The organism is Roseovarius nubinhibens ISM, assembly GCF_000152625.1.
Taxonomy (GTDB): Bacteria; Pseudomonadota; Alphaproteobacteria; order Rhodobacterales; family Rhodobacteraceae; genus Roseovarius; species Roseovarius nubinhibens.
Genome location: NZ_CH724156.1, coordinates 2,153,533 through 2,177,585, shown reverse-complemented (window position 1 = coordinate 2,177,585; position 24,053 = coordinate 2,153,533). Strand labels below are relative to the sequence as shown.

Genomic DNA, 24,053 nt, shown 5'->3' with positions numbered 1-24,053 from the left:
CGTGACACGGGTCCCTGCCCGTTTTTTTCGCAAATATCTCGCAGCGTGGCTAATTTACATCCACACCCACCAAAGTTTCGGCTAGGCTGCGGCCAAATCAGGGCCACGTAGGTCCCTGCTTTCAATTGAAAATTGTCCCATTGTTGCGTGCGAGAAACCGAACCACCGGCACCGGGCCGCCTTGAGACGGGCGGCCCCGCCCAAAAGACGACAAAGAGTTTTACAAAGATGAGCGCATGAGCTGCCTGACCAATTTCGACGTCTCCACCGTATCGCTCTCGGTGCTGGCCCTCTGGGCGGTCTCGGGTCTGGTGCTGATCTGGGTCGCCCGGTCGCATCGTTTTGCCGGCAAACCCGCCTTTATCCTGACCTTTGCCGCGATGCTCTGGTGGCTCTTCACCGTGGCGGCGGATTTCGCCTCTGTCGGGCTCGACTGCAAGGTCGCCTGGTCGCTCGCCGCCTGGCCCGGTATCGCGCTCTTGCCGATTGCCTGGGCCTTTTTCCTCTTTGACTACACGCTCAACCCCGACCGCCACAGCAAACGCCGCCGCCCCTATACCTATATCGGCGTGCCGCTCGTGGTGAGCCTCGTGGCGCTCACCAATGGCCAGACCCATATGCTCTACACCGAGGCCACCTATCTGGTCGAAGACGCGGCGCATCCTTATGTGGTATTCGATCACGGGCCGCTCTTCTATGCGGTGGCGGCCGGGCTCTATGTCTTTGTGCTGAGCTCGCTCGGTGTGCTGCTCTATGCCTTCCACCGCGCCACCGTGGCGATCCGGCCCTTTCTCGGCGTGCTGCTGGTCATCACCGCAGCACCGCTCAGCGCGAATTTCGCCTATATCGTCTGGGGTTTCACGGTGTTCGGCTTTGATCCGACGCCGTTCATGTTCACCGCCGCGCTGCTCGCCTTCAGCTGGCTTTTGACCAACAACACGATGATGGACACCGAGGCGCAGGGCCGCAGCCTGATCTTCTATGCCACCAGCGACCCGGTGCTGATCACCGATTCCGAGTTCCGCTTTACCGGCGCCAATCCCGCCGCGACCGAGATCTTTGGCCCGCTGCTGCCGAAACCCGGCGGCTCGCTGCGCAGCCTGCTCGCCCTCGCCCCGATCCTCAACACGCTCGACCGCGATCAGAGCACCGCACGCGGCGCGCCGGTGCCGCTCGCCGATCGCATATTCGAACCCCGCATCCTGCCCATCGAGAGCCCCATTCGCACCCGCCGCAACCTGCTCGGCTGGACCATTTCACTCGTCGATATCACCGAACGCGAACACTCGGCCCAGGCCCTGCGCGAGGCGCTGGTGCGGGCCGAGGCCGCCAATCACGCCAAATCGCAATTCATCGCCATGATCAGCCACGAGCTGCGCACCCCGATGACCTCGGTCAAGGGCGGGCTCGATCTGGCGCTCAACGGCTTTCCCGGCGAGCCGAGCGAACCCATCCGCAAGCTTCTCAACATCGCCCAGCGCAACAGCATGCGGATGCTCAAACTCATCGACGACGTGCTCGACCTGCAAAAGCTCGATCTCAACACGCTGCGCCTGCACCCGGTGGCGCTCGACATGGATGAACTTCTCGCCAATCTGCTCGAGGAACATGCCGGTCAGGCGGATCAGGCCAAGGTGCGGCTCACCATCGTCTCCGACAAGATCGGCCAGCAGGTCCATGTCGATCCCAACCGGGTGCGGCAGGTGGTCGGCAATGTGATCTCCAACGCGATCAAGTTCTCCCCCGAGGGCGCCCATGTCGATCTCTCGGTGCAGCTCAAACCCGAGGCGCTCCGCCTCTCGGTCCGCGACAGCGGCATCGGCATCCCGGCCAAATCCGAGGACCGCGTGTTCGGCCGCTTCCACCAGATCGAAAGCGACCTGACCCCGACCCATGGCGGCTCGGGGCTCGGCATGCATATCGCCAAGGTGCTGATCGAACGGATGGGCGGCGCGATCTCCTACGAGAGCGTGCTCGGCCAGGGCACCGTCTTTCACATCGATCTGCCGCTCGCCGCCTGACCCGGCTCAGAGATCCTTGACCAGCCGCAGCGCGTCGTAAATCGCCGCATGGGTGTTGCGGGCCGACACCGCATCGCCGATCCGGAAAAGCTGAAACGCCCCCGCCTCATGGCGCAGGATCTCCTGCGGCCGCCCCGCGACCAGCGCCTCGTGATCCACCGCCCCGCCATTGCGGCTCAGCGGCTTGAGATCGAAATAGAGCGTATCGAGCGGCAGCGTGCCATAGTTCACCACCACCTGATCATAGCTCTGCTCACGGCTGAAATCGCTGTAATCGGTGCCGATGGTGGCGGTGAGCCGATTGCCCGACCGGTCCACCCCCAAGAGCCGCCGCGCCACGGTAAACGTGACATCCTTGTCCTGCAGCGCCCGCATATAGGGCACTAGGTTCATCGCCATGATATCCGGGGCAAAGGTGCGGTCCGGCGTCATCACCTCGACCTTGGCCCCCGCCTTGGCCGCGATCTCCGCCGCCTGCAGCGCCGGGTGATCGCCGCTCTCATCATAGATGAGGATATGGCCCGCCGGTTTCACATCGCCCGCGATGATGTCCCAGGCCGAGACCACATGCGCGGCCTCCTGCCCGGTCTCGAAGAGCTCGAGATTGGGCAGCCCGCCGGTGGCCACGATCACCACATCCGGGTCGAGCGCCGTCACATCCTCGGCCTCGGCCCAGGTGTTGAAGCGAAACGTCACATCGCGCGCCGCGCATTGCGCCATCCGCCAATCGATGATCGAGATCATCTCGCGGCGGCGCGGGCTCTGCGCGGTGAGCCGCACCTGCCCGCCGGGATCGGGCTGCGCCTCAAAGACGGTGACATCATGGCCGCGCTCCGCCGCCACCCGCGCCGCCTCGAGCCCCGCCGGACCGGCGCCGACCACGACGATCTTGCGCCGTGTCTTGGCCGGCGCAATCGTGTGCGGCATCGACAATTCGCGCCCGGTGGCGGCGTTGTGAATACAGAGCGCCTCGCCCGCCTGATAAATCCGGTCGAGACAATAGGTGGCCCCGACGCAAGGCCGGATATCCTCTTCGCGCCCTTCCATGATCTTCTTGACCACATGCGGATCGGCCATATGGGCACGGGTCATCCCCACCATATCCAAGAGCCCCGCCTCGACCGCATGGCGCGCGGTCGCCACATCGGGAATGCGCGCCGCGTGAAAGGTCGGCATCCCGGTGCGCTTTTTCACCTCGCCCGCGAAATCGAGATGCGGCGCACTCGGCATCCCCTGCACCGGGATCACATCGGTCATCGCCGGATCGGTGTGAATGCGTCCCCGGATCACGTTGAGAAAATCGAGCTGCCCGGTCGCCGCCAGCTTCTCGGAAATCTCGAGCCCCTCCTCCGGGGTGATGCCGCCCTTTTGCGCCTCATCCGCCGTATAGCGGAAACCAACGATGAACTCATGTCCCACCCGCTTGCGGATCGCCGCCAGCACATCGAGCGGAAAGCGCATCCGGTTCTCGAGCGTATCGGCCCCATAAGGCCCCACCAGATCATTGGTCAGCGGCGACCAGAACTGATCGAGAAGATGACCGTAGACCTGCAATTCGATACCATCCATGCCGCCCGCCTGCATCCGCTCGGCGGCATCGGCGAAGTCCGTGATGATCCGGTCAATATCCCAATCCTCGATGAGCTTGGGAAAGGCGCGATGCGCCGGTTCGCGATGTTTGCTCGACGACACGGAGGGCAGCCAATCGCCCTTGTTCCAGGTGGTGCGACGGCCCAGATGGGTGAGCTGGATCATCACCGCACAGCCATGTTCGTGGCAGGCATCGGTCAGGTTCTGGATCCACGGCACCACCTCGTCCTTATAGGCGAGCACATTGTTGAAGACCGGCGGGCTGTCTTTTGACACCGCCGCCGATCCCGCCGTCATCGCCAGCGCCACCCCGGCCCGCGCCCGCTCCTCGTGATAGGCGCGGTAGCGGTCCTTGGGCATCCCATCCTCGGGATAGGCCGGTTCGTGACTGGTGGTCATGATCCGGTTCTTCAAGGTGAGATGTTTGAGCTGATAGGGCTGAAGCAGGGGGTCTGTGCTCATGATCTGGGTCTCGGTACCTGGGGGTTCTGGGGCTGGGAAACTGGGCTCGGAAATCTGGGGTTCTGGCAGGCTTGACACAGGTGTCAGGAGAAAGCCTGCGCCACAATTGACATATGTGTCAAGTCTTATAGCATGGCGCCATGACCAGACCCGCCCCCCGCCAGCGTCAACGCGGCTCCAAAGACCTCTGGCTCGACGCCGCCTATGAGATGCTGATCTCCGAGGGGATCGAGGCCGTCAAAATCATGCCGTTGGCCAAGCGGCTCAACCTGACGCGCACCGGCTTTTACTGGTTCTTCAAGGATCTCGCCGAACTGCACGCGGCGATGATCGAACGCTGGCAGAACCGCAACACCGACGCGCTGGTGGCGCAATGCGAAAAACCCGCCGACAGCCTCTGTGCGGCGCTGTTTCATGTGATGGATTGCTGGCTCGATCCGGCGCTCTTTGACGGGCGGCTCGATCTCGCGATTCGCAACTGGGCGCGCAATGATGCGGCCCTGCTGGCGCGGGTCACCGCCGCCGATACCCGCCGCATCGGGGCGGTGCGCGACCTCTTCCTGCGCCACGGCTTTGCGCCGGAACAGGCTCAGGTGCGGGCACTCACCGTCATGCTGACCCAGATCGGCTATAGCTCGATGGACATCACCGAGCCGCGCGCCGAACGGCTCGCCCGGGTTCAGCATTATGTCGAGCTTTTCGCCGGCACGCCGCCCACGCCTGCGGAGGCGGCCGAGTTTCTCGCCCGCCACGCCCCGGCGTAGCCCCGGCCTAAACCCGACTCACATCTCTACGATCGGTGCCACCTCGACGCTGCCCGCGCCGCCTTCGAGGATCGGACAGCCCTGCGCCAGATCACAAGCCGCCGCCATGTCGGCGGCCTCGACAATCGTATAGCCCGAAAGCGGGTTGGCCCCGCCATCGTCGCGCAGCCCGTCCGCCGTCACCGTCTTGGACAGGCCCACCGGGTTGCCCATGTCGAGACAGGCCGCGCCCATCCCTTCGAGCCACCCCTGCCACGCGCCCATGATCCGGGCGATCTCGGCATCGTCATCGGGATTGGGGGCGCTGCCCCCGTGATAGGCGAAGATGAATTTCGGCATGACCGTATCTCCTTGCAAAGGGGGTCGCCCGCACCCCGCCAGAGGCGAAAATCGCCACTGTCGCGATGCCGACGTGATACCGACAGGATACCGACATCGCGTTTTTGCCGCGAAGAGTTTCTGTGAGACCCCGTCAGACGGTCACAAAATCGCTCTTGGCATAGCCCTGAAGGTAAAGGAGCGCGGTCAGATCGCCATGGTTGATCCGAATGTCGCATTCCGCCGCCACGCTGGGCTTGGCATGCATCGCCACCCCCGCCCCGGCCCGGTGCAACATGCCGAGATCATTGGCCCCATCCCCGACCGCGATCACATCCGCTTCGGCAATGCCGAGCCGCGCCGTGATCTCTTCGAGCGCCGCCACCTTGGCCTCGCGCCCAAGGATCGGCATCCCGACCTCTCCGGTAAGCTTTTTGTCGCTGATAATCAACGTGTTGGCGCGATTCTCGTCAAAGCCCAGATCGGCCGCCACATGGGCGGTAAAGGCGGTAAACCCGCCCGACACCAAGGCCGCATAGCCGCCCTTGGCGCGCATCGTCGCGATGAGGGTCCGGCCGCCTTCGACATAGGTGATCCGGCTGCCCAGAACCTTGTCGATCACCGCCTCATCGAGCCCCTTCATCAGCGCCACCCGCTCGATCAGCGCCCCGTCGAAATCGAGCTCGCCATTCATCGCCCGCGCGGTGATCGCTTTGACATGCTCGCCGACGCCTGCCTCCTCGGCCAGCTCGTCAATACATTCCTGCGCGATCATGGTGCTGTCCATATCCGCCAAGAGCATGGATTTCTGTCTGTTTTCAGCCGGTTGCACGATCATGTCGACCCGCTCTTTCTGCAGATCGGCCCAGACGTCCCAGCGATTCCCCGGCACCTCCGCCAGGGTGAATTCCGCCGCTTCATCAGGGGCCAGCCACTGGGCATCGCCGCCGCCCCAGGCATTGCGCAGGCTCTCGACCAGGGCCGGGGCAAGCCCGCCTTTGGCGGCGATCAGGGAAACGACATACATGGGCGGAAATCCTCTCGTTGCTTGGGCTTCGACTAGCCTAGAACGCCGCCTTTGACCAGATGCCAGCCACGCCACAGAGCCGGGCGCAAGTTTCCGATCCGCTCCACTTCGCGTCGCAATTCACCCCCAAACCGCCGCATGGGCGTCATTTTCCCTGTTGCAGCGGCGCAGAAATCCCCCTAACCCTATCCGCGGGACACCCTTCCCCAACGAAGGGCGCTTATCTGGAAGGATAGCATCAATGGCTATTGACTACCCGGCAACGCGGCCGGCCAACCCGCGTTTTTCCTCTGGCCCCTGCGCCAAAATCCCCACCTTCGATCTGTCCAAACTGTCGGGCGCGCCTCTGGGCCGCAGCCACCGCGCAGCCGTCGGCAAGGAGCGGCTCAAATCCGCCATCGAAGGCACCCGTGAAATTCTCGGCATCCCCGCCGATTACCGCATCGGCATCGTGCCCGCCTCGGACACCGGCGCCGTCGAAATGGCGCTGTGGAACCTGCTGGGTGAACGCCCGGTCGAAATGCTCGCCTGGGAAAGCTTTGGCGCAGGCTGGGTCACCGATGTGGTCAAACAGCTCAAGCTCGACGCCGTGGTCCGCGACGCCCCCTATGGCGAGATCGTGAACCTTGCCGAGGTCGACACCGACAAGGACGTGGTGTTCACCTGGAACGGCACCACCTCCGGCGTGCGCGTCCCCAATGGCGACTGGATCAAATCGGACCGCGACGGCCTGACGATCTGTGACGCCACCAGCGCCGCCTTCGCGCAGGACCTGCCCTGGGACAAGCTCGATGTCACCACCTTCTCCTGGCAAAAGGTGCTAGGGGGCGAGGCCGCCCATGGCATGATCGTGCTCAGCCCGCGCGCCGTCGCCCGGCTCGAGAGCTATACCCCAGCCTGGCCGCTGCCCAAGATCTTCCGCCTGACCAAGGGCGGCAAGCTCATCGAAGGCATCTTTGAAGGGGCGACGATCAACACCCCCTCGATGCTGGCGGTCGAAGACTATCTTCTCGCCCTCGACTGGGCGCGCGCCAATGGCGGGCTCAAAGGGCTCGTCGCCCGGGCCGATGCCAATGCCGGGGCGATTGCCAAATTTGTCGCAGCCACCCCGTGGCTCGAGAACCTCGCCCAAGATCCCGCCACCCGCTCGAACACCTCGGTCTGTCTGAAATTCGCCGATGCGCGGATCACCGATGGCGCAGGCTTTGCCAAGGCGGTGGCCAAGCGGCTCGAAGCCGAAGGCGTGGCCTATGACATCGGCGCCTATCGCGACGCGCCGGCCGGTCTGCGCATCTGGTGCGGCGGCACGGTGGAAACCTCCGATATCGAGGCGCTTTTGCCTTGGATCGACTGGGCCTTCCAATCGGAAATCGAGGCGCTGTCGCAGCCCGCGTGACCCGATTTCTTGCAAAGAAATCAGTCCGGGCTCTTTTCAAGAGCCCGGCCCGCTCCCAACATCTGCAATGAAGGACCAGACACATGGCTCCCAAAGTTCTCGTTTCCGACAAGCTCTCTGAAACCGCCGTCCAGATTTTCCGCGACCGCGGCATCGACGTGGATTTCCTGCCCGACGTGGGCAAGGACAAGGACAAGCTCGCTGAAATCATTGGCCAATACGATGGTCTCGCCATCCGCTCGGCCACCAAGGTCACCGAGAAAATTCTCGACGCCGCCACCAATCTCAAGGTGATCGGCCGCGCCGGGATCGGCACCGACAATATCGACAAGGACGCCGCCTCGAAAAAGGGCGTGATCGTCATGAACACGCCTTTCGGCAACATGATCACCACCGCCGAACATGCCATCGCAATGATGTTCGCCGTGGCACGTCAGCTGCCCGAAGCCTCTGCCTCGACCCATGCCGGCAAATGGGAAAAGTCGAAATTCATGGGGGTCGAGCTCACCGGCAAGACGCTCGGCGTCATTGGCGCGGGCAATATCGGCGGCATCGTCTGCGACCGCGCCCGTGGCCTCAAGATGAAGGTCGTGGCCTATGACCCCTTCCTGAGCCAGGAAAAGGCCGACAAGATGGGCGTCGAAAAGGTCGATCTCGACACGCTCGTCGCGCGCGCCGATTTCATCACGCTGCATGTGCCGCTGACCGATCAGACCCGCAACATCCTCTCCGCTGAACGGCTCGCCCAGACCAAGAAGGGCGTGCGCATCATCAACTGTGCCCGGGGCGGTCTGGTCGATGAGGCGGCGCTGGCGGAGCTGCTGAAATCCGGCCATGTGGCGGGCGCGGGCTTTGACGTCTTCTCGCAGGAACCGGCGACCGAAAACCCGCTCTTCGATCTGCCCAACGTGGTCTGCACCCCGCATCTGGGCGCCGCCACCACCGAGGCACAGGAAAACGTGGCGCTGCAGGTGGCGGAACAGATTTCCGACTATCTGCTGACCGGGGCCGTGTCGAACGCGCTCAACATGCCGTCGGTCACCGCCGAAGAGGCCAAGGTGATGGGCCCCTGGATCAAGCTCGCGGGCCATCTGGGCAATTTCATCGGCCAGATGACGGACGAGCCGATCAAGGCGATCAACATCCTCTATGACGGGGTGGTGTCGCAGATGAACCTCGAGGCGCTGACCTGTTCGGCGGTCGCGGGCATCATGAAATCGGTCAACCCCGAGGTGAACATGGTCTCGGCCCCGGTCATCGCCAAGGAACGCGGCGTCAAGATCTCGACCACCCATCAGGACAAATCGGGGGTCTTCGAGGGCTATATCAAGCTCACCGTTGTGACGGCCGAGCGGGAACGTTCGATCGGTGGCACGGTGTTCTCGGATGGCAAGCCGCGCTTTATCCAGATCAAAGGCATCAATATCGACGCCGAGATCGGGGCGCACATGCTCTACACCACCAATGAGGACGAGCCGGGCATCATCGGCATGCTGGGTCAGACCATGGGGCAGAACGGCGTCAACATCGCCAACTTTACCCTGGGCCGCTCGCAGGCCGGCGGCGAGGCCATCGCGCTTCTCTATGTCGATGCCGAAGTCCCCGCCCCGGTGATCAAGCAGCTCGAAGACACCGGCATGTTCAAACAGGTCCGTCCGCTGCAATTCGACGTGGCCTGACGCACAGACCCTTGCCGCCCCCGCCCTTCGCGCCCTAACCTTCGGGCAGCGACAGGCGGGGGCGGTGACATGAAAGACAGGCTACGGGCAGAGATCGAGGCGCGACGCGAAGATCTGATCGCGCTGACGCAGGATCTGATCCGCATCCCGACGCTCAATCCGCCGGGCCGCCATTACCGCGACATTTGCGACTATCTCGACCGCAGACTGCTGCACGCGGGATTCGAGACCGAGCTGATCCGCGCCACGGGCGCCCCGGGCGATAGCGACAAATACCCCCGCTGGAACATCGTCGCCCGCCGTGCGGGCAAACATCCCGGCGACTGCGTGCATTTCAATTCGCATACCGATGTGGTCGAGGTCGGTCATGGCTGGACCACCGATCCCTTTGGCGGCGCGGTGATCGACGGGCGCATCTATGGCCGGGGCGCCTGTGACATGAAGGGCGGCCTGGCCGCGTCGATCATCGCCGCCGAGGCCTTTGTCGACCTCTGTCCCGACTTTTCCGGCGCTATCGAGATCAGCGGCACGGCGGATGAGGAATCCGGCGGGTTCGGCGGCGTCGCCTATCTCGCCGAACGCGGCTATTTCGATCCCGCCCGCGTCCAGCATGTGATCATCCCCGAACCGCTCAACAAGGACCGCGTCTGCCTCGGCCATCGCGGCGTCTGGTGGGCCGAGATCGAGACGCGCGGCGAGATCGCCCATGGCTCGATGCCCTTTCTCGGCGATTGCGCCGTGCGCCACATGGGGGCGGTGCTCGACGAGATGGAGCGCAGCCTCTTCCCGGCGCTCGCCCGCAAACGCACCGAGATGCCCGTCGTCCCCGAAGGCGCGCGGCAATCGACGCTCAACATCAATTCGATCCATGGCGGCGAGCCGGAGCAAGAGGCTGATTACACCGGCCTGCCCTCGCCCTGCGTCCCCGACCGCTGCCGGATGGTGGTCGACCGGCGCTTTCTCATCGAGGAGAACATCGACGAGGTGCAGGCCGAGATCACCGATCTTCTCGACCGGATCGGCGCGAGCCGCGCCAATTTCGACTATGGTCTGCGCGAATTGCACCGGGTCCTGCCGAGCATGACCGACCGCGACGCGCCGATCGTGACCTCGGTCGCCCGCGCGGTCGAAGAGGTGATGGGCCGCGCGCCCGATTACGTGGTCTCGCCCGGCACCTATGATCAGAAACATATCGACCGGATCGGCCGGCTCAAGAATTGCATCGCCTATGGGCCGGGCATTCTCGATCTGGCGCATAAGCCCGATGAATATGTCGGCATCGACGACATGGTCGAGGCGGCGCAGGTCATGGCGCTGAGCCTCCATGACCTGCTTGGCCCGAAACCGGCCTAGCCGTCACTCCACCGCGATATTGTCGATGAGCCGCACCCCGGCGAGCCACGCCGCCGCAAAAAGCCGCGCCGGGCGGGCCGGATCGGGGGCGGTGACAAGGCTCAGGTCGTCATTGGCGCGAATGTCGATGTAATCCACATCGCCAAAGCCCTGCGCCTGCAGGCGCTTGATCGCCGCCTGGGTGAGCTCGGCCGGGTCTTGCCCGCCAAGGAACCCTTCGACAATCCGCTCCATTTCCTCATGCAGCCGGGGCGCTGTCACCCGCGCCCTGTCGGACAAGAGCAGGTTGCGCGACGACATCGCAAGCCCGTCGATCTCGCGGATCGTCGGACAGCCATGCACGGTGATCGGAATATCGAGATCGCGCGCCATCCGCCGAACCACCTGCAATTGCTGGAAATCCTTTTCGCCGAAGAACGCATCGCTGGCCGAGGTCTGCAGGAACAGCTTGGCCACGACCGTGGCCACCCCCTCGAAATGGCCGGGCCGATAGGTGCCGTCCATCACATCGGTGAGCCCGCTCACGCTGACCGTGGTGGCAAAGCCGTCGGGGTACATCTCGTCACCATCGGGCACATAGATCGCATCCACCGAGAACCGCCGCAGCTTGCGCGCGTCATCCTCTTCGGTACGCGGATAATTCTTGAGATCCTCGGGATTGTTGAACTGTTTCGGGTTGACGAAAATCGTCACGATAACCCGCTCACAGCTCTCTTCTGCCGCCTTCACCAGCGACAGATGCCCGTCATGCAGCGCGCCCATGGTGGGCACCACGCCGATCTTTTCCCCGGCCATCTGCCAGCCCCGCGTCATGGCGCGCAGCTCCGCGAGGCTCCGAATGATCGGCGCGGTCATTTGGCGGCCTTTTGGGGCTGTTCGGCGGCAAAGGTATGCTCGCTGGCCGGAAACTGCCTTGCCCGCACCTCGTCGGCATAGGTGGCAATCGCCGCCTCACCCTGGGTGCCGAGATCGGCATAGCGTTTGACGAATTTCGGCTTGAACGCGGTAAAGAGCCCGAGCATGTCATCGACGACAAGGATCTGCCCATCACAGCCCGCCGAGGCGCCGATGCCGATGGTCGGGATTGCGACCTCTTGGGTGATCCGGTCGGCCATCACGGCGGGCACTTTTTCCAGTACCACGGCAAAGGCCCCGGCCTCGGCCACCGCCTGCGCATCCGCCAAGAGCTTCTCCGCCCCCGCGTCGCGCCCCTGCACCTTATAGCCACCGAGCGTGTTGATCGACTGCGGCGTGAGCCCGACATGCGCCATCACCGGCACGCCCCGCGCCACGAGAAACGCGATGGTCTCGGCCATATGGGTGCCGCCTTCGAGCTTGACCGCGCCCGCGCCCGTCTCGGCCATGAGCCGCGCGGCGTTGCGAAACGCCTGCTCGGGGCTTTCCTCGTAGGAACCGAACGGCATGTCGATCACCATCATCGCCCGGCTGAGCCCACGGGCCACCGCCTGCCCATGCAGGATCATCATCTCCATCGTCACACCGAGGGTCGAGGGCAGCCCATGCACCACCATGCCGAGGCTGTCGCCGACGAGGACAAAATCGCAATGCGCGTCCATCATCTTGGCCATAGGCGTGGTATAGGCGGTCAGGCTGACAATCGGCGTGCCGCCCTTCATCGCCCGTATATCATCGGGCATAGGCGCGGTTTTCCTCGCTGTGGCACTCATCTTTTGTCCTCCCAGACCGGCAGTTACGCCGCGTTGCAGCGATGCCTAGCAATTCCGCCACGCGATTTCCACGAAAAACCGCCCCGCGCCCTTGACGCGGGCCGTGGCGTCACGAAACTCTGCGCCATGATCCTGACCGCTCTTTCCCGATGACCGCGCCTTTACGCATCGACAACCGCGCCGCGCGGCGGCTCTGGCTCGATGTCACCGGGCTCGGTCCGACGCCCACCGGGCCGCTCGATGTGCTCGAGACGATACGGCGGCTCGGCTTTGTGCAGATCGACACGATCCGCAACGTGACCCGCGCCCATAATCACATCCTGTGGTCGCGCAATCAGAACTACCGCGAGGGCATGCTCTGGCCGCTTCTGGGCCGGGACCGGGCGATTTTTGAACATTTCACCCATGATGCCTCGCTCTTGCCGATGGAGGTTCTGCCCTATTGGCAGCGCCAATTCGACCGGCTCGGCGCCAAGGCGCGGCGCGCCGCGTGGTTTCAATCGGGGCTCGCCCAGGCCGAGATCGCCAGCATCCGCGCCCGGATCGAGACTGAGGGCCCGCTCTCGACCCATGCCTTTGAAACCAAGGCGGAAAGCCGCGAAATGTGGGCCCGCCCGCCGCATAAAAAGGCGCTGGATCAGATGTGGTACGCGGGCGATCTCGCCACCTGCTACCGCGAGAATTTCGTCAAATTCTACAACCTTCCAGAGCGGGTCTTTCCCGCCCCCCTGCGCGACGCCCATCCCGACCCTTCTGCCGTGGACTGGCTCTGCCGCGCGGCGCTCGACCGGCTGGGCTTTGCGACGCCGGGCGAGGTACAGCGTTTCTGGGCGGCGATGGACGCGAGCGAGACGCGGGACTGGGTCTCACACGCCACCGATCTCGTCCCGGTCGAGGTCGAGAGCGCCGACCGCCGCTGGACCGCCGCCCTCGCGCCTGCGGACATCGAGGCACGGCTCGCGCACACCCCGGCCCCGAGCACCCGGCTCCGCCTGCTCAACCCGTTCGACCCCGCCATCCGCGACCGGATACGGCTTGAGCGGCTCTTCGGCTTTGCCTATCGCAATGAAATGTTCGTGCCCCCGGATCAACGCCGCTGGGGCTATTACGTCTACCCGTTGCTGGAAGGCGATCGTTTCGTGGGCCGGATCGAGCTCAAGGCAGATCGCGGCAAGGGCCAGATGCGGGTGACCGGCTTTTGGGCTGAGCCCTCCATTCGCTGGGGGGCCGCCCGCTATGACCGTCTCGACGCGGAACTCGCCCGCTTTGCCCGTCTCGCCGGGGTCTCTGAGATCCTTTGGGAGGTTGCGACCGCTCGCGCCTGATCCCTCACGCCTCTTGCGCGAAATGCGCGGCGGCCGCCTCGGCAAAGACCTGCATCAGCCGGGTCTGCCGATGCCCGCGCAGATGGCCGATCACCACGCGCCCCGCCGTCGGACTGTCGCTGAGCGGTCGCGCCACCACCCGCCGCCCGTCATAGGTCCGATCATGGCGCGGCCGCGTCACCAGCACCGAATAGCCAAGCCCCTGCCCCACCATGCCGCGCACCAGCTCCATCGAGGGCGAGGTATGGGCGACATCGGCCTCCACCCCGGCCGCCCGGAAAAGCCCCAGAAACCAATCCCGGCTCGGCGGCATGTCGAGCAGGATCAAAGGCTCTGCCGCCAGATCCCGCAACCGCACCTCCGCCTGTCCCGCCAGCCGATGCCCCTCAGGCAAGAGCGCATAGGGCTGCGGCGCCGCCAACACCCGCGCGGCAACGCTCTCGGGCAGGTCGATATCGTAGAGCAGCACCATATCCACCGCCCCCGCCTCCAGCGCCGCCAGCATCGCCGCCTGCGAGCCATCGCGCACCGCGAGCCGCAGCTCGGGATAGTCCCGCCCGAGCCGCGCGATCAGCGCCGGCAGCACCAGCGGGGCCAGCGTCGACACCGCCCCGATGGTCAGCTCACCGGCAAGCCCCGCCCCCGCATCCCGCGCCGCCCGGCCAAGCTCTCCGGCATGGGCCAAAAGGCTTCGCGCGGCGGGCAGGATGGCGCGTGCAGAGGCGGTGGGCGTCACCCCCTGCGCGTGCTGCCGCAACAAGAGCTGCACGCCGAGCTGCGCCTCCATCTTGGCCAGCGCCACGGAAATCGTCGGCTGCGACACGTTGAGCCGCGCCGCCGCCCCGGCGACCGAGCCTTCGTCCACCGCCGCCAAGAGATATTCGAGCTGTCTGAGCGTGAAATCCTGCATGACTACATAGTATATGACTATGCCAATCCCAAAAAGAATGAATTTTGATTATTCACGGACCACCCCTATGCTCGTCCCACCCGGACCGCGCAGCAAAGGACGCCCCGCATGACCCGCCATGACAGCACGCTTTCGCCCCTCGCCGAACTGGCCTCCAACGTGGCCCAGCCCTTTGAACGCGCCCGCGCCATGCCGAAATCGGTCTATACGAGCGAGGAGTTTCTCGCCGCCGAGATCGAGAATGTGTTCAAGCAGGACTGGTTCTGCGTCACCCGCGCCGATGCGCTGCCCAATCCGGGCGATTACACCACGCTCGAACTCGCCGGTCAGCCGATCATGGTGATCCGCGACCGCGAAGGTCAGCTCCGCGCCCAGTCCAACGTCTGTCTGCACCGCATGTCGACCCTGCTCGAAGGTTCGGGCAACACCCGCGCCATCGTCTGCCCCTATCACGCCTGGACCTATAATCTCGACGGGCGGCTGCGCGGCGCGCCCGCGATGACCCTCAACGAGGCCTTCTGCAAGGACGGTCAGGCCCTGCCACAGGTGCGCTGCGAGGAATGGCTCGGCTGGGTGATGATCACGCTCAACCCCGATGCCCCGCCAGTGTCCGAGACGCTCGCCGGCGTCGCCGATCTGGTCGGCGATTACGAGATGGAGAATTACCAGCAGACCTTTTTCGAGACCCACCGCTGGGACACAAACTGGAAGGTGCTGGCCGAGAATTTCATGGAAAGCTATCACCTGCCGGTCTGCCACGCGGGCACCATCGGCGGGCTGTCGAAGCTCGAGGAAATGGTCTGCCCGCCGGGCGAAGAGGCGTTCAACTATCACTGGATCCTGAAAGAGCCGGATTTCGTGCTGGGCAACGCCCATCCGACCAACACCCGGCTCAGCGGGGAACGCCGGCGCACGACCTTTCTGCTGGCGATCTACCCGAGCCTGCTGATCACGCTGACCCCCGGCTATTTCTGGTATCTGTCGCTGCACCCGCATGGGGTCGGTCAGGTCGAGATCCGCTTTGGCGGCGGCATGGCCCCGGAATTTGTCAACGACCCCGAGGCGCAGAGCCATTTCAACGCGCTCAAGGCGCTCTTGGATGACGTCAATGTCGAGGATCGCGGCTGCACCGAAAAGGTCTACAACGGGCTTTGCTCCGACATGGCCACCCCCGGTCATCTGAGCCATCTGGAACGCCCGAACTATGATTTCGCGCAATATCTCAACGCGCGGGTGAACGGCGGCTGACACCGCGCGCGCCTGCGCCGGGCGATCTGGAAAAAACGCCGCCCGGAACCGACGGAACCGGGCGGCGTTCGCGTATCAAAGACATAGCGCAACACCGCCCGCCCCCGGAGCCCCCACGCGGGTCGCCCCGGGCCACGGGCCAAAAGGACAGCCGCCGCATGAGATCCAAGCTTTTCTTCGGCACCGTGGCCCTCGCCGCGTTGCAGATCACCCCGCTCGCCGCCCATGACGCCCCCATTCCCGTGGTCGACACCGCGCAGGCCGTCGAGGCCGCCCAATGGTCCGACAATGTCACGATCACCATCGATCAGGCCGCCCAGACCTTCCGGTTTCAATCCGACGGCATGCCGAGCCATGGCTTTGCCGAGAAATACCTGATCCCCAACAATCCGGCCCAACAGCCCTTCTCGGACAAGCCCGCCGAGGCCTTTACCCCGGTGAGTTCGGCAGAGTATTTCAAACCCTCGCCGGTCGACACCACGATCACCACACGCCCGACCTATACGGAGGAGGTCACCGACACCTCGCTCGGCCGCATCGGCGTGGCCATCAGCGGGGCGCAGATCTTCAACGATTACGAGAACTTCGAACGTTCCGTCGTGGCACAGGACGATCAGGTCGTGCATGACCACGTGGCCTTTCTCGACGCGTGCAACGGCCATACGCTCGCCGATGGGACAAGTTACCATTACCACGGCGTGCCGGTCTGCATCACCGATGATCTCGAGACCCAGGGCAGCCATTCCGTGATGATCGGCGTGATCGAGGACGGGTTCCCGGTCTATGGCAATCAGGACGCCGAGGGCGCGATCGTTACCAATGCCGATCTCGACGAGTGCAGCGGCCACTTTGGCGCGACGCCGGAATTTCCCCAGGGCATTTACCACTATCACCTGACCAAGGACGAAGCGCCCTATATGATCGACTGCTACCATGGCGAGATCGAGGTCACCGCACAGCAGGGTGCCCCCGGTGGCGGCCCGGATTTCGCCGCGGCCGCAGCCACGCTCGGTATCAGCACAGAGGCGCTGCGCGACGCGCTCGGCACCTCCATGCCGCCCGATTTCGCCGCCGCCGCAGCCACGCTTGGGATCAGCGAAGACGCCCTGCGCGCCGCCCTGCCGCCGCCGGGTCAGCCGCGTCCGTAACACTCACGATCACTTGAAATCTGGACCGCCTTCAGGGCGGTCCAGCCCCGGCTCACAGCCCGGTTTCGAGCCGATCCAGCAAGGTGTCGAGCATGCTGTCGCAGCGCTCGATCTGGCTCACTTCGACGAACTCATCGGGCTTGTGCCCCTGCATCATCGACCCCGGCCCACAGACCACGGTCGGAATGCTGAGCTCTTGCGAGAAGAGCCCGCCTTCGGTGCCAAAGGCCACTTTGCAGGTCGCATTGCCGCCGGTCAGCGATTTGACAAAGCCCACCACCTCGGCGGTGCCCGGCGTGTCGAGACCGGGGTAGGAGAAGTTCTCGGAAATCTCGATGCTGGCCTCCGGCGCGTGGTCGCGCACCCGGGCGACGATCTCGTCGGCCCGGTCGCGAATACCGGCGAGGATCTTCTGCGGGTCGTCCTGCGCCAGATTGCGGATCTCGAAATCCACCTCGCAGAGGTTTGGCACGATGTTGAGCGCCACGCCGCCCTGCATCTTGGCCGCATGCACGGTGGTATAGCTCACGTCGTAATCGCCATCCTGCGCCCCGCGCTCGCGCAGATCATCCTGCACCTCGCGCAGCACGCTCACCAGATCACAGCCCAGATGCAGCGCGTTCATCGCCAGCGGGGCCAGCGCCGAATGCCCTTCGCGCCCGACACAGCGCGCCTTGAGGGCGATCTTGCCCTTATGGCCGGTGGCCACGGTGAGGCTGGTGGGCTCGCCCACGATACACATCGCAGGCCGCACCGGCGCATCGCGCAACAGGTCGATCATCGACCGCACCCCCTGACAGCCGATCTCCTCGTCATAGGAAAAGGCCAGGTGCAGCGGCGTCTTGAGCTCGCGTTTCGCGGCCTTGAGGCCCGCGGCCAGCGCACAGGCGACAAAGCCCTTCATATCCGCCGTGCCGCGCCCGAAATACTTGCCGTCTTCCTGGGTCAGGCGAAAGGCGGGCTTGGTCCAATCCTGCCCATCCACCGGCACCACATCGGTATGCCCCGAGAGCATCACGCCCCGGCCATCGCGCGGCCCGATGGTGGCGAGCAGATTGGCCTTCTTGCCATCGCTGTCGGGGATCAGTTCCGCCTCGACGCCCACGTCGGCAAGCAGTCCCTGAATGAACCGCATCAAATCGATGTTGGGGTTGCGGCTGACCGTGTCAAAGCCGATGAGCCGGTCCAAAATCTCTGCGCTGTTCATCCTGTCTCTCCCGGATTGCCTCTCGGCACGGGTTTGCCGGGTTTCCCCGCCGGGATCAAGCGCTCAGACGATGCGGGAAAAGCCGCTGATGAGCTGCCGCAGCCCGAGCGCCGCACCGGCCAGGATCGCCGCGAAGGTCACCGGCGCGCTATAGGCCAGCACCGACATGGCCGAGACCCCCTGCCCGATAGTACAGCCCATCGCCAGCACCGCGCCAAACCCCATCAGCACCGCGCCAAGGATCTGCCGGCGCAGCTCGCGCGGGTCCTCGCAGGCCTCCCAGCGGAAATGCCCCTTGATCGCACTGCCCAAGAGCGCCCCCGCCAGCACGCCAAGCACCGAGCCCACGCCAAAGCTGAGCCCGCCGCCGCTGCTGGTCATCACATAGAGCATGGTCTCGCCCAGCGGCGCGGTGAAACTGTGGCTCTCGATGGGGATGAGGGTGAACCCGCCCCGCGCCAGATGCACCGTCCCGGCCCAGCCGCTGACAATCGCCAGCCCCACCGCCACCGCCCAGAAAAGCGCCCGCCGGTCGCCCCGCAACACCGGCGAGACGAGCAGCGCCATCACCGCCAGCGTCCAGAGGCCGAGGCCCACCGCCCAGACCGGCAGCCCGGTGACCCAGCCCAAGAGCGCCGCCAGATCGCGGCTCTGAACATCGAGCGCCGTGCCATGCACCAGCCACAGCCGCAGCCCGGCCAAGGGCCCCGAGATCGCCGCATAGGCCGCCATCCCCATCACCAGCACGATCACCCAGGACCGCAGATCGCCGCCCCCCGCCCGCGCCAGCGCGCCAAAGCCGCAATTGCCCGCCAACGCCATGCCATAGCCAAAGAGCCCGCCGCCCAGCGCCGCGGCCAGCGGCGAAAACGGCGACATATGGTAAATCGTCCGCCCCAGCGGCATGAGCCCCAGCGCCATAAGCAAAAATACCCCGAGCCCGGCGACCGCCATCGCCATCAGCCACATGCGCAGCCGCAGCGAACTGCCCTGATAGAGCAGGTCTTCGATCGCGCCGAGGGTACAGAACCGCCCCAGCCGCGCCGCCAGACCCAGCACGATACCGCCCGCGCCCCCGACAAGAGCGACGAGAAACGGATCGGGCAAGGCAGCGCTCAGCACGGCCCGTCAGCCCGGATTGCAGAAAATGTCGTAGACCACGTCGAGAACCCGCACCGCCCGTGGATCGCTCAGCGCGTAATAGATCACCTTGCCCTCGCGCCGAGGCCGGACAAGACCCTCCTGCCGCAGCCGAGACAATTGCTGCGACACCGCCGCCTGCCGCGACGACAAAAGCTCTTCGAGCTCGGTCACGGATTTCTCGCCGCTGGCCAGGTGACACAGGATCATGAGCCGCCCCTCATGGCTGATCGCCTTGAGAAAATTCGACGCATCACAGGCGTTTTTCATCATCCGCGTGATGTCCTCATCGGACATATCCTTGGAGATGAGAGGCAAGTTCATGCGCGCCGCCTTGGCTGTGTCGGGGTCCGCGATGGGTAGCGCAGCCCCCGCCATATCGCAAGAATCTTGGGGGTTGGCCGCCTGCATTGCCGGGTCGTCGTGGATTTCGCGCCTCACTGCGGCACCTCCTCTTTCGCCTCTGGCAGGGCCGTGGCCCCCGCCTCTGGCAGGGCCGTCGCGTCTTCGTCAGGCAGGGCCGTGGCCTCGGGATGCGCCTCGAGCATCTGCCCCAGCAGGAACCAGAAAAACTGATCCCCGGCATAGCCTTCGATGCGCTGCAGCTCGCGCCCCTCCTCCATCAACACGAAGGTCGGGGTAAAGACCGGGCGGCTCTTGAACTCCAGATCCTCGGGCAGATCATGCAGATCGACCCGGCGCAGCGGCGCGCGCTTGCCCTCTTCGGTCTTGGGATAGGCGGGCGCGATCTCGCGGTCCCAGGCCTCGCACCAGGGACAGCCAACCTGCTCGACCATCACCAGCTCGGCGGCGCGCAGCGGCTGGGTCGTGATCAGCGCGCACAGCGCCGACACCAAGACCACGCGCGCCCGTCCGGCCCACGCTATCCTTTGCGGCCTCACAGCCCGCATCGTTCCCGTCGCCCTATGCACCCTGGCTCTTCCCCGCGCCTGTCCCACCCGGATCGCCCGAGGGTTGTTCTTGCTAAAATATTCTTATTCTGGAATATGATCAAGCCACGGCTCCGTGATAGCCGCCAACCGGCGAGGTCCCGCATGTTCGATGTCTCCATCCTTGGTGCGATGCTCGGTGGGCTTCTGGTGTTCTTTTCGCCCTGCGTCCTGCCCATCGTGCCGTTTTACCTGAGCTATATGGCCGGGGCCTCGATGGCCGAGATCAGCGCCGATGGCCGCCTCGCGCCGGGGCTGCGCCGCCGCGCCGTGCTGGCCTCGGTGATGTTCTCGCTGGGCATCATCACGGTGTTTGTGCTGCTCGGCGCCGCCGCCTATGGGCTGAGCCAGACCTTCCGCGGCTTGCAGACCGAATTTCGCATCTTCGCCGCCATCGTCGTGGCGCTGATGGGGCTGCATTTCCTCGGGGTGATCCGCATCGGTTTTCTCAACCGCATGGTACAGCTCGAGGCGGGCGACACCTCCAATATGTCGGTGCTCGGCGCCTATGTGGTCGGGCTCGCCTTCGCGGCGGGCTGGACGCCCTGCGTCGGTGGCGTGCTCACCGCCGTGGTGTTCACCGCCAGCACCGAAGAGACTGCGCTGCGCGGGCTGATCTTGCTGATCACCTTCGGCATCGGGATGACCGCGCCCTTCGTGGTGGCCGCGCTCTTTATCGGGCCGTTCCTGCGCTTTGCCGCGCGGTTCCGCCGCCACCTGCCCAAGGTGGAAAAGGCGATGGGCCTCTTGCTCTTGGTCTTTGCGGCGCTCATCGCAACTGATACAATTAACCTGATCGCCAACTGGATGTTGACCGCCTTCCCCGCCTTCCAGAAGATCGGAAGCGGGTTCTGACCGCGGCCCTTCCGGCGCGCCCTCTGCGCCGCGCCTCTTTCGAAAGGACATGCCATGCCCCGTCTCTTCGCGCTCGCCGCCGCCGCCCTGCTCGCTCTGGGCCTGACCACCGCGCTTCCCACCACCGCCGCCGCTGTCGAGCTCGGCGATGACGGTCTGCACAAGACCGACTGGATGCGCGACACGTTCAAGGACCTGCGCGAAGACCTCGCCGAGGCCAATGCCGAAGGCAAACGGCTCGCCATCATCATGGAACAGCGCGGCTGCGTCTACTGCACCCAGATGCATGAGGAAATCTTTCCGCAGCCGGTGCTCGCCGACTATATCCGCGACAATTTCTTCGTCGTGCAGATGAACCTGCATGGCGATACCGAAGTGACCGATTTCGACGGCGAAGCGCTGAGCGAAAAACAGGCGGCGCGCAAATGGGGGATGCTTTTCACCCCGACGATTCTCTTCCTGCCGGAAGAGGTGCCCGAGGATCAGACCGCCGCCCAATCTGCGGTGGCGGTGATGCCCGGCGCCTTTGGGCTCGGCACCACGATCGACATGTTCACCTGGGTGGCGGAAAAGCGTTATGAGCTTGATAACGGGGAGGATTTCCAACGCTACCACGCCCGCCGCATCCAGGAGCGTGACAACGGAAGCACCGACTGACGACCCATGGCGCGGCAGCGGCGGGCTGCGATTTCATCTTGCCCGCTATACAGAGCCTGCGTATTGATATACAAAAAAATGAATATGTTTGGGAGGACACATGGCAAAGACACTTACCCTTAGTGTAGGGCTGGCATTGGCTGCTACGTGCGTTTCCGCCGCGGAAATCGCACCCAGCGATGTCACCTACGAGGACGGCGCTGTGGCGCAGTCGCTCTCCGGTGCGGCAGGCGATGCCACGCGAGGGCGCGAAATCGTCGGCAACAAGAGCCTTGGCAATTGCGTTGCCTGTCACATGATCAGCGATCAGGCCGAAGTGCCGTTCCACGGTGAAATCGGGCCGCCGCTCGATGGCGCGGGCGAACGCTGGTCCGAGGCAGAGCTGCGCGGCATCGTCGCCAATGCGAAGATGATGTTCGACGGCTCGATGATGCCCTCCTTCTACAAGACCGAAGGCTTCATCCGCCCCGGCAAGGCCTATACCGGCAAAGCCGCAGACGATACGTTCGGTCCGATCCTGACGGCCCAGCAGATCGAGGATGTCGTCGCCTATCTGACAACCCTCAAAGAGTGATTGCGGCCCGGCCCGTCGCGGCTGGACCAAGGATTCCAGGAGTTTAAAATGCAGCTTTCACGACGCAATGTGATGATCATGGGCACCGGCGCCTTTGTCGCCTTCGGCCTGCCCATGAGCGCCAATGCCAAGGGCGAGGATGAAATCGCCGCCTTCACCGGCGGCGCGGAGATGGCCGACACCGGCATCACCCTCACCGCCCCCGAGATCGCCGAAAACGGCAACACCGTTCCGATCGAGGTCTCCGCCCCCGGCGCGACCGAGATCATGGTGCTGGCGCTCGGCAACCCGGTGCCGCCCGTGGCCACGTTCAAATTCGGCCCGCTCGCCGCGAGCCAACACGCCTCCACCCGTATCCGCCTCGCCGGAACACAGGATGTCGTGGCCATCGCCAAAATGGCGGACGGCAGCTTTGCCAAGGCATCGAGCACCGTCAAGGTTACCATCGGCGGCTGCGGCGGCTGATCCTCAATTCAGGAGATTTAGAAGATGGCAAAAGATGTAAAACCACGCGTCAAGGTGCCCAAGAAGGCCGCCGCCGGTGAGAGCATCACCATCAAGACGCTGATCAGCCACAAGATGGAAAGCGGCCAGCGCAAAGATGGCGATGGCAATGTGATCCCGCGCTCGATCATCAATCGCTTCACCTGCGATTTCAACGGAGAGAACGTGATCGACGTGACGCTGGAACCGGCGATCTCGACCAACCCGTTCCTCGAATTCGAAGCCACCGTCCCGGAAGCCGGCGAATTCCACTTCACCTGGCATGACGATGACGGATCGGTTTACGAGGACAAGAAAGCAATCGAAATCGGATAAGCGCCGGTCATTCAGGGAGGATACCAATGATAAAAAGAACCGTGGCACTGGGCGCTTTGGGGTCGCTGCTTCTGGCGGCAGCCCCGGCACTGGCCGGACCGGTCGATGACACGCTCGTGGTCAATGACGAGATCGAAATGACCACCCGCACCGCCGCGCCCGAACATCTGTCGGACGTGATGGACGAGGTGATCTCAGGCTGGCATTTCCGCGGCGATGAAACCCGCCTGATGCAAGCCGATGATTTCGACAATCCCGGCATGATCTTCGTCGAACAGGCCCGCGATTCCTGGGGTGAGGTCGAAGGCACCGAGGGCAAATCCTGCGCCTCCTGCCACAACGAACCCGAGAGCCTCGCCGGCGTCCGCGCCGTCTATCCGAAATGGAATGAAGAGGCGGGCGAGGTGCGCACGCTGGAAATGCAGGTCAATGACTGCCGGGTGAACCAGATGGGCGCGGAAGAGCTGAAATATACCAGCGTTCCGATGCAGTCGATGGTGGCCCTGATTTCCTCGGTGTCGCGCGGCATGCCCGTCAATGTGGCGATCGACGGCCCGGCCCAGGAGACCTGGGAAAAGGGCAAGGAGATCTACTACACCCGTTTCGGTCAGCTCGAACTGGCCTGCGCGAATTGCCACGAAGACAATTACGGTAACATGATCCGCGCCGACCACCTGAGCCAGGGCCAGATCAACGGCTTTCCGGTCTACCGGCTCAAGAACACCAAGCTGAACGCGGCGCATGACCGGTTCAAAGGCTGTATCCGCGACACCCGCGCGGAAACCTTTGCCCCCGGCAGCCCCGAGTTCGTGGCGCTCGAGCTCTATGTCGCCTCGCGCGGCAATGGTCTCTCGGTCGAAGGGCCGTCGGTCCGCAACTAACCTGCAAGAGCCTCGCGCCGCTTTGCCGTGGCGCGAGGCTT

At 64.5% G+C, this 24,053-nt stretch carries 24 protein-coding genes; 14 read left to right on the top strand and 10 right to left on the bottom strand.

Annotation, left to right across the window (positions count from 1 at the left end):
• The first annotated feature begins 236 nt into the window (after positions 1–236).
• Entirely contained in the window at positions 237–2,021 is a 1,785-nt protein-coding gene (locus ISM_RS10420) for a sensor histidine kinase (RefSeq protein WP_009814121.1), read from the top strand.
• A gap of 6 nt (positions 2,022–2,027) precedes the next feature.
• Here ISM_RS10420 and ISM_RS10415 read toward each other — a convergent pair whose 3' ends face one another.
• On the bottom strand, positions 2,028–4,073 hold the full coding sequence (locus ISM_RS10415; protein ID WP_009814120.1) for an NADH:flavin oxidoreductase: 2,046 nt from the start codon (positions 4,071–4,073) through the stop codon (positions 2,028–2,030).
• Between the two features lie 140 nt (positions 4,074–4,213).
• Here ISM_RS10415 and ISM_RS10410 point away from each other — a divergent pair, with 140 nt between their 5' ends.
• Positions 4,214–4,837 carry a TetR/AcrR family transcriptional regulator gene (locus ISM_RS10410; RefSeq protein WP_009814119.1) on the top strand — a complete coding sequence of 208 codons (624 nt, stop codon included), beginning with the start codon at positions 4,214–4,216 and terminating at the stop codon, positions 4,835–4,837.
• Positions 4,838–4,855: 18 nt separating this feature from the next.
• Here ISM_RS10410 and ISM_RS10405 read toward each other — a convergent pair whose 3' ends face one another.
• Positions 4,856–5,176, bottom strand: coding sequence for a YciI family protein (locus tag ISM_RS10405; RefSeq protein ID WP_009814118.1), 321 nt, complete (start codon positions 5,174–5,176; stop codon positions 4,856–4,858).
• 133 nt (positions 5,177–5,309) lie between these two features.
• Positions 5,310–6,182 carry a phosphoserine phosphatase SerB gene (gene serB / locus ISM_RS10400; RefSeq protein ID WP_009814117.1) on the bottom strand — a complete coding sequence of 291 codons (873 nt, stop codon included), beginning with the start codon at positions 6,180–6,182 and terminating at the stop codon, positions 5,310–5,312.
• A gap of 241 nt (positions 6,183–6,423) precedes the next feature.
• Here serB and ISM_RS10395 point away from each other — a divergent pair, with 241 nt between their 5' ends.
• From ISM_RS10395 to ISM_RS10385, 3 genes are all read left to right on the top strand, one after another.
• Positions 6,424–7,578 (top strand): phosphoserine transaminase, encoded by a 1,155-nt coding sequence (locus ISM_RS10395; protein ID WP_009814116.1) that lies wholly within the window; start codon positions 6,424–6,426, stop codon positions 7,576–7,578.
• Between the two features lie 83 nt (positions 7,579–7,661).
• On the top strand, positions 7,662–9,257 hold the full coding sequence (serA, locus tag ISM_RS10390) for a phosphoglycerate dehydrogenase (RefSeq protein WP_009814115.1): 1,596 nt from the start codon (positions 7,662–7,664) through the stop codon (positions 9,255–9,257).
• 69 nt (positions 9,258–9,326) lie between these two features.
• On the top strand, positions 9,327–10,610 hold the full coding sequence (locus ISM_RS10385; RefSeq protein WP_009814114.1) for an acetylornithine deacetylase/succinyl-diaminopimelate desuccinylase family protein: 1,284 nt from the start codon (positions 9,327–9,329) through the stop codon (positions 10,608–10,610).
• A 3-nt stretch (positions 10,611–10,613) separates the two neighbouring features.
• Here the strand turns inward: ISM_RS10385 and panC are convergent, their stop codons facing one another.
• Both panC and panB read right to left on the bottom strand, forming a co-directional pair.
• Complete coding sequence (panC, locus tag ISM_RS10380) at positions 10,614–11,465, bottom strand: pantoate--beta-alanine ligase (protein ID WP_009814113.1); 852 nt, start codon at positions 11,463–11,465, stop codon at positions 10,614–10,616.
• On the bottom strand, positions 11,462–12,298 hold the full coding sequence (gene panB / locus ISM_RS10375) for a 3-methyl-2-oxobutanoate hydroxymethyltransferase (protein ID WP_040618015.1): 837 nt from the start codon (positions 12,296–12,298) through the stop codon (positions 11,462–11,464). The genes panC and panB overlap by 4 nt, the downstream gene beginning before the upstream one ends.
• A gap of 149 nt (positions 12,299–12,447) precedes the next feature.
• Here panB and ISM_RS10370 point away from each other — a divergent pair, with 149 nt between their 5' ends.
• Positions 12,448–13,623 (top strand): winged helix-turn-helix domain-containing protein, encoded by a 1,176-nt coding sequence (locus ISM_RS10370; RefSeq protein WP_009814111.1) that lies wholly within the window; start codon positions 12,448–12,450, stop codon positions 13,621–13,623.
• Between the two features lie 4 nt (positions 13,624–13,627).
• On the opposite strand, the gene ISM_RS10365 is transcribed toward ISM_RS10370, so the two are convergent.
• Positions 13,628–14,533 carry a LysR family transcriptional regulator gene (locus tag ISM_RS10365; RefSeq protein ID WP_009814110.1) on the bottom strand — a complete coding sequence of 302 codons (906 nt, stop codon included), beginning with the start codon at positions 14,531–14,533 and terminating at the stop codon, positions 13,628–13,630.
• A 108-nt stretch (positions 14,534–14,641) separates the two neighbouring features.
• Here ISM_RS10365 and ISM_RS10360 point away from each other — a divergent pair, with 108 nt between their 5' ends.
• Positions 14,642–15,781, top strand: coding sequence for an aromatic ring-hydroxylating oxygenase subunit alpha (locus ISM_RS10360; RefSeq protein WP_009814109.1), 1,140 nt, complete (start codon positions 14,642–14,644; stop codon positions 15,779–15,781).
• A gap of 158 nt (positions 15,782–15,939) precedes the next feature.
• Positions 15,940–16,929 carry a YHYH protein gene (locus ISM_RS10355; protein ID WP_009814108.1) on the top strand — a complete coding sequence of 330 codons (990 nt, stop codon included), beginning with the start codon at positions 15,940–15,942 and terminating at the stop codon, positions 16,927–16,929.
• 52 nt (positions 16,930–16,981) lie between these two features.
• On the opposite strand, the gene argE is transcribed toward ISM_RS10355, so the two are convergent.
• The 4 genes from argE to ISM_RS10335 form a co-directional block, all read right to left on the bottom strand.
• Complete coding sequence (gene argE, locus ISM_RS10350) at positions 16,982–18,136, bottom strand: acetylornithine deacetylase (RefSeq protein ID WP_009814107.1); 1,155 nt, start codon at positions 18,134–18,136, stop codon at positions 16,982–16,984.
• A 63-nt stretch (positions 18,137–18,199) separates the two neighbouring features.
• On the bottom strand, positions 18,200–19,258 hold the full coding sequence (locus ISM_RS10345) for a YeeE/YedE family protein (protein ID WP_009814106.1): 1,059 nt from the start codon (positions 19,256–19,258) through the stop codon (positions 18,200–18,202).
• Between the two features lie 6 nt (positions 19,259–19,264).
• The gene (locus ISM_RS10340) at positions 19,265–19,600 is read right to left on the bottom strand and encodes an ArsR/SmtB family transcription factor (protein WP_040618460.1); all 336 of its coding nucleotides are present in this window, start codon (positions 19,598–19,600) and stop codon (positions 19,265–19,267) included.
• Between the two features lie 113 nt (positions 19,601–19,713).
• The gene (locus tag ISM_RS10335; protein ID WP_338053150.1) at positions 19,714–20,130 is read right to left on the bottom strand and encodes a hypothetical protein; all 417 of its coding nucleotides are present in this window, start codon (positions 20,128–20,130) and stop codon (positions 19,714–19,716) included.
• A gap of 201 nt (positions 20,131–20,331) precedes the next feature.
• On the opposite strand from ISM_RS10335, the gene ISM_RS10330 reads away from it, so the two are divergent.
• From ISM_RS10330 to soxA, 6 genes are all read left to right on the top strand, one after another.
• The gene (locus ISM_RS10330) at positions 20,332–21,081 is read left to right on the top strand and encodes a cytochrome c biogenesis CcdA family protein (RefSeq protein ID WP_009814103.1); all 750 of its coding nucleotides are present in this window, start codon (positions 20,332–20,334) and stop codon (positions 21,079–21,081) included.
• 54 nt (positions 21,082–21,135) lie between these two features.
• Positions 21,136–21,738: a SoxW family protein gene (locus ISM_RS10325; RefSeq protein ID WP_009814102.1), complete on the top strand. Its 603-nt coding sequence runs from the start codon at positions 21,136–21,138 to the stop codon at positions 21,736–21,738.
• 100 nt (positions 21,739–21,838) lie between these two features.
• The gene (gene soxX / locus ISM_RS10320) at positions 21,839–22,312 is read left to right on the top strand and encodes a sulfur oxidation c-type cytochrome SoxX (RefSeq protein ID WP_040618014.1); all 474 of its coding nucleotides are present in this window, start codon (positions 21,839–21,841) and stop codon (positions 22,310–22,312) included.
• A 48-nt stretch (positions 22,313–22,360) separates the two neighbouring features.
• A complete protein-coding gene (gene soxY / locus ISM_RS10315) occupies positions 22,361–22,777 on the top strand; it encodes a thiosulfate oxidation carrier protein SoxY (RefSeq protein WP_040618013.1) in 417 nt (138 codons plus the stop codon).
• 24 nt (positions 22,778–22,801) lie between these two features.
• The gene (gene soxZ, locus ISM_RS10310; RefSeq protein WP_009814099.1) at positions 22,802–23,131 is read left to right on the top strand and encodes a thiosulfate oxidation carrier complex protein SoxZ; all 330 of its coding nucleotides are present in this window, start codon (positions 22,802–22,804) and stop codon (positions 23,129–23,131) included.
• A gap of 26 nt (positions 23,132–23,157) precedes the next feature.
• Entirely contained in the window at positions 23,158–24,012 is an 855-nt protein-coding gene (soxA, locus tag ISM_RS10305) for a sulfur oxidation c-type cytochrome SoxA (RefSeq protein WP_083780923.1), read from the top strand.
• Positions 24,013–24,053 lie beyond the last annotated feature (41 nt).

What these genes read in the sequence shown, in the direction of transcription:
- ISM_RS10405 (WP_009814118.1), bottom strand. Translation starts at nt 5,176, where the DNA reads ATGCCGAAATTCATCTTCGCCTATCACGGGGGCAGCGCCCCCAATCCC.
- soxZ (WP_009814099.1), top strand. Translation starts at nt 22,802, where the DNA reads ATGGCAAAAGATGTAAAACCACGCGTCAAGGTGCCCAAGAAGGCCGCC.
- argE (WP_009814107.1), bottom strand. Translation starts at nt 18,136, where the DNA reads ATGAACAGCGCAGAGATTTTGGACCGGCTCATCGGCTTTGACACGGTC.
- ISM_RS10365 (WP_009814110.1), bottom strand. Translation starts at nt 14,533, where the DNA reads ATGCAGGATTTCACGCTCAGACAGCTCGAATATCTCTTGGCGGCGGTG.
- serA (WP_009814115.1), top strand. Translation starts at nt 7,662, where the DNA reads ATGGCTCCCAAAGTTCTCGTTTCCGACAAGCTCTCTGAAACCGCCGTC.
- ISM_RS10395 (WP_009814116.1), top strand. Translation starts at nt 6,424, where the DNA reads ATGGCTATTGACTACCCGGCAACGCGGCCGGCCAACCCGCGTTTTTCC.
- soxX (WP_040618014.1), top strand. Translation starts at nt 21,839, where the DNA reads ATGGCAAAGACACTTACCCTTAGTGTAGGGCTGGCATTGGCTGCTACG.
- ISM_RS10340 (WP_040618460.1), bottom strand. Translation starts at nt 19,600, where the DNA reads ATGAACTTGCCTCTCATCTCCAAGGATATGTCCGATGAGGACATCACG.
- soxY (WP_040618013.1), top strand. Translation starts at nt 22,361, where the DNA reads ATGCAGCTTTCACGACGCAATGTGATGATCATGGGCACCGGCGCCTTT.
- ISM_RS10325 (WP_009814102.1), top strand. Translation starts at nt 21,136, where the DNA reads ATGCCCCGTCTCTTCGCGCTCGCCGCCGCCGCCCTGCTCGCTCTGGGC.
- ISM_RS10385 (WP_009814114.1), top strand. Translation starts at nt 9,327, where the DNA reads ATGAAAGACAGGCTACGGGCAGAGATCGAGGCGCGACGCGAAGATCTG.
- panB (WP_040618015.1), bottom strand. Translation starts at nt 12,298, where the DNA reads ATGAGTGCCACAGCGAGGAAAACCGCGCCTATGCCCGATGATATACGG.
- serB (WP_009814117.1), bottom strand. Translation starts at nt 6,182, where the DNA reads ATGTATGTCGTTTCCCTGATCGCCGCCAAAGGCGGGCTTGCCCCGGCC.
- ISM_RS10355 (WP_009814108.1), top strand. Translation starts at nt 15,940, where the DNA reads ATGAGATCCAAGCTTTTCTTCGGCACCGTGGCCCTCGCCGCGTTGCAG.
- ISM_RS10330 (WP_009814103.1), top strand. Translation starts at nt 20,332, where the DNA reads ATGTTCGATGTCTCCATCCTTGGTGCGATGCTCGGTGGGCTTCTGGTG.
- panC (WP_009814113.1), bottom strand. Translation starts at nt 11,465, where the DNA reads ATGACCGCGCCGATCATTCGGAGCCTCGCGGAGCTGCGCGCCATGACG.
- soxA (WP_083780923.1), top strand. Translation starts at nt 23,158, where the DNA reads ATGATAAAAAGAACCGTGGCACTGGGCGCTTTGGGGTCGCTGCTTCTG.
- ISM_RS10415 (WP_009814120.1), bottom strand. Translation starts at nt 4,073, where the DNA reads ATGAGCACAGACCCCCTGCTTCAGCCCTATCAGCTCAAACATCTCACC.
- ISM_RS10370 (WP_009814111.1), top strand. Translation starts at nt 12,448, where the DNA reads ATGACCGCGCCTTTACGCATCGACAACCGCGCCGCGCGGCGGCTCTGG.
- ISM_RS10420 (WP_009814121.1), top strand. Translation starts at nt 237, where the DNA reads ATGAGCTGCCTGACCAATTTCGACGTCTCCACCGTATCGCTCTCGGTG.
- ISM_RS10410 (WP_009814119.1), top strand. Translation starts at nt 4,214, where the DNA reads ATGACCAGACCCGCCCCCCGCCAGCGTCAACGCGGCTCCAAAGACCTC.
- ISM_RS10360 (WP_009814109.1), top strand. Translation starts at nt 14,642, where the DNA reads ATGACCCGCCATGACAGCACGCTTTCGCCCCTCGCCGAACTGGCCTCC.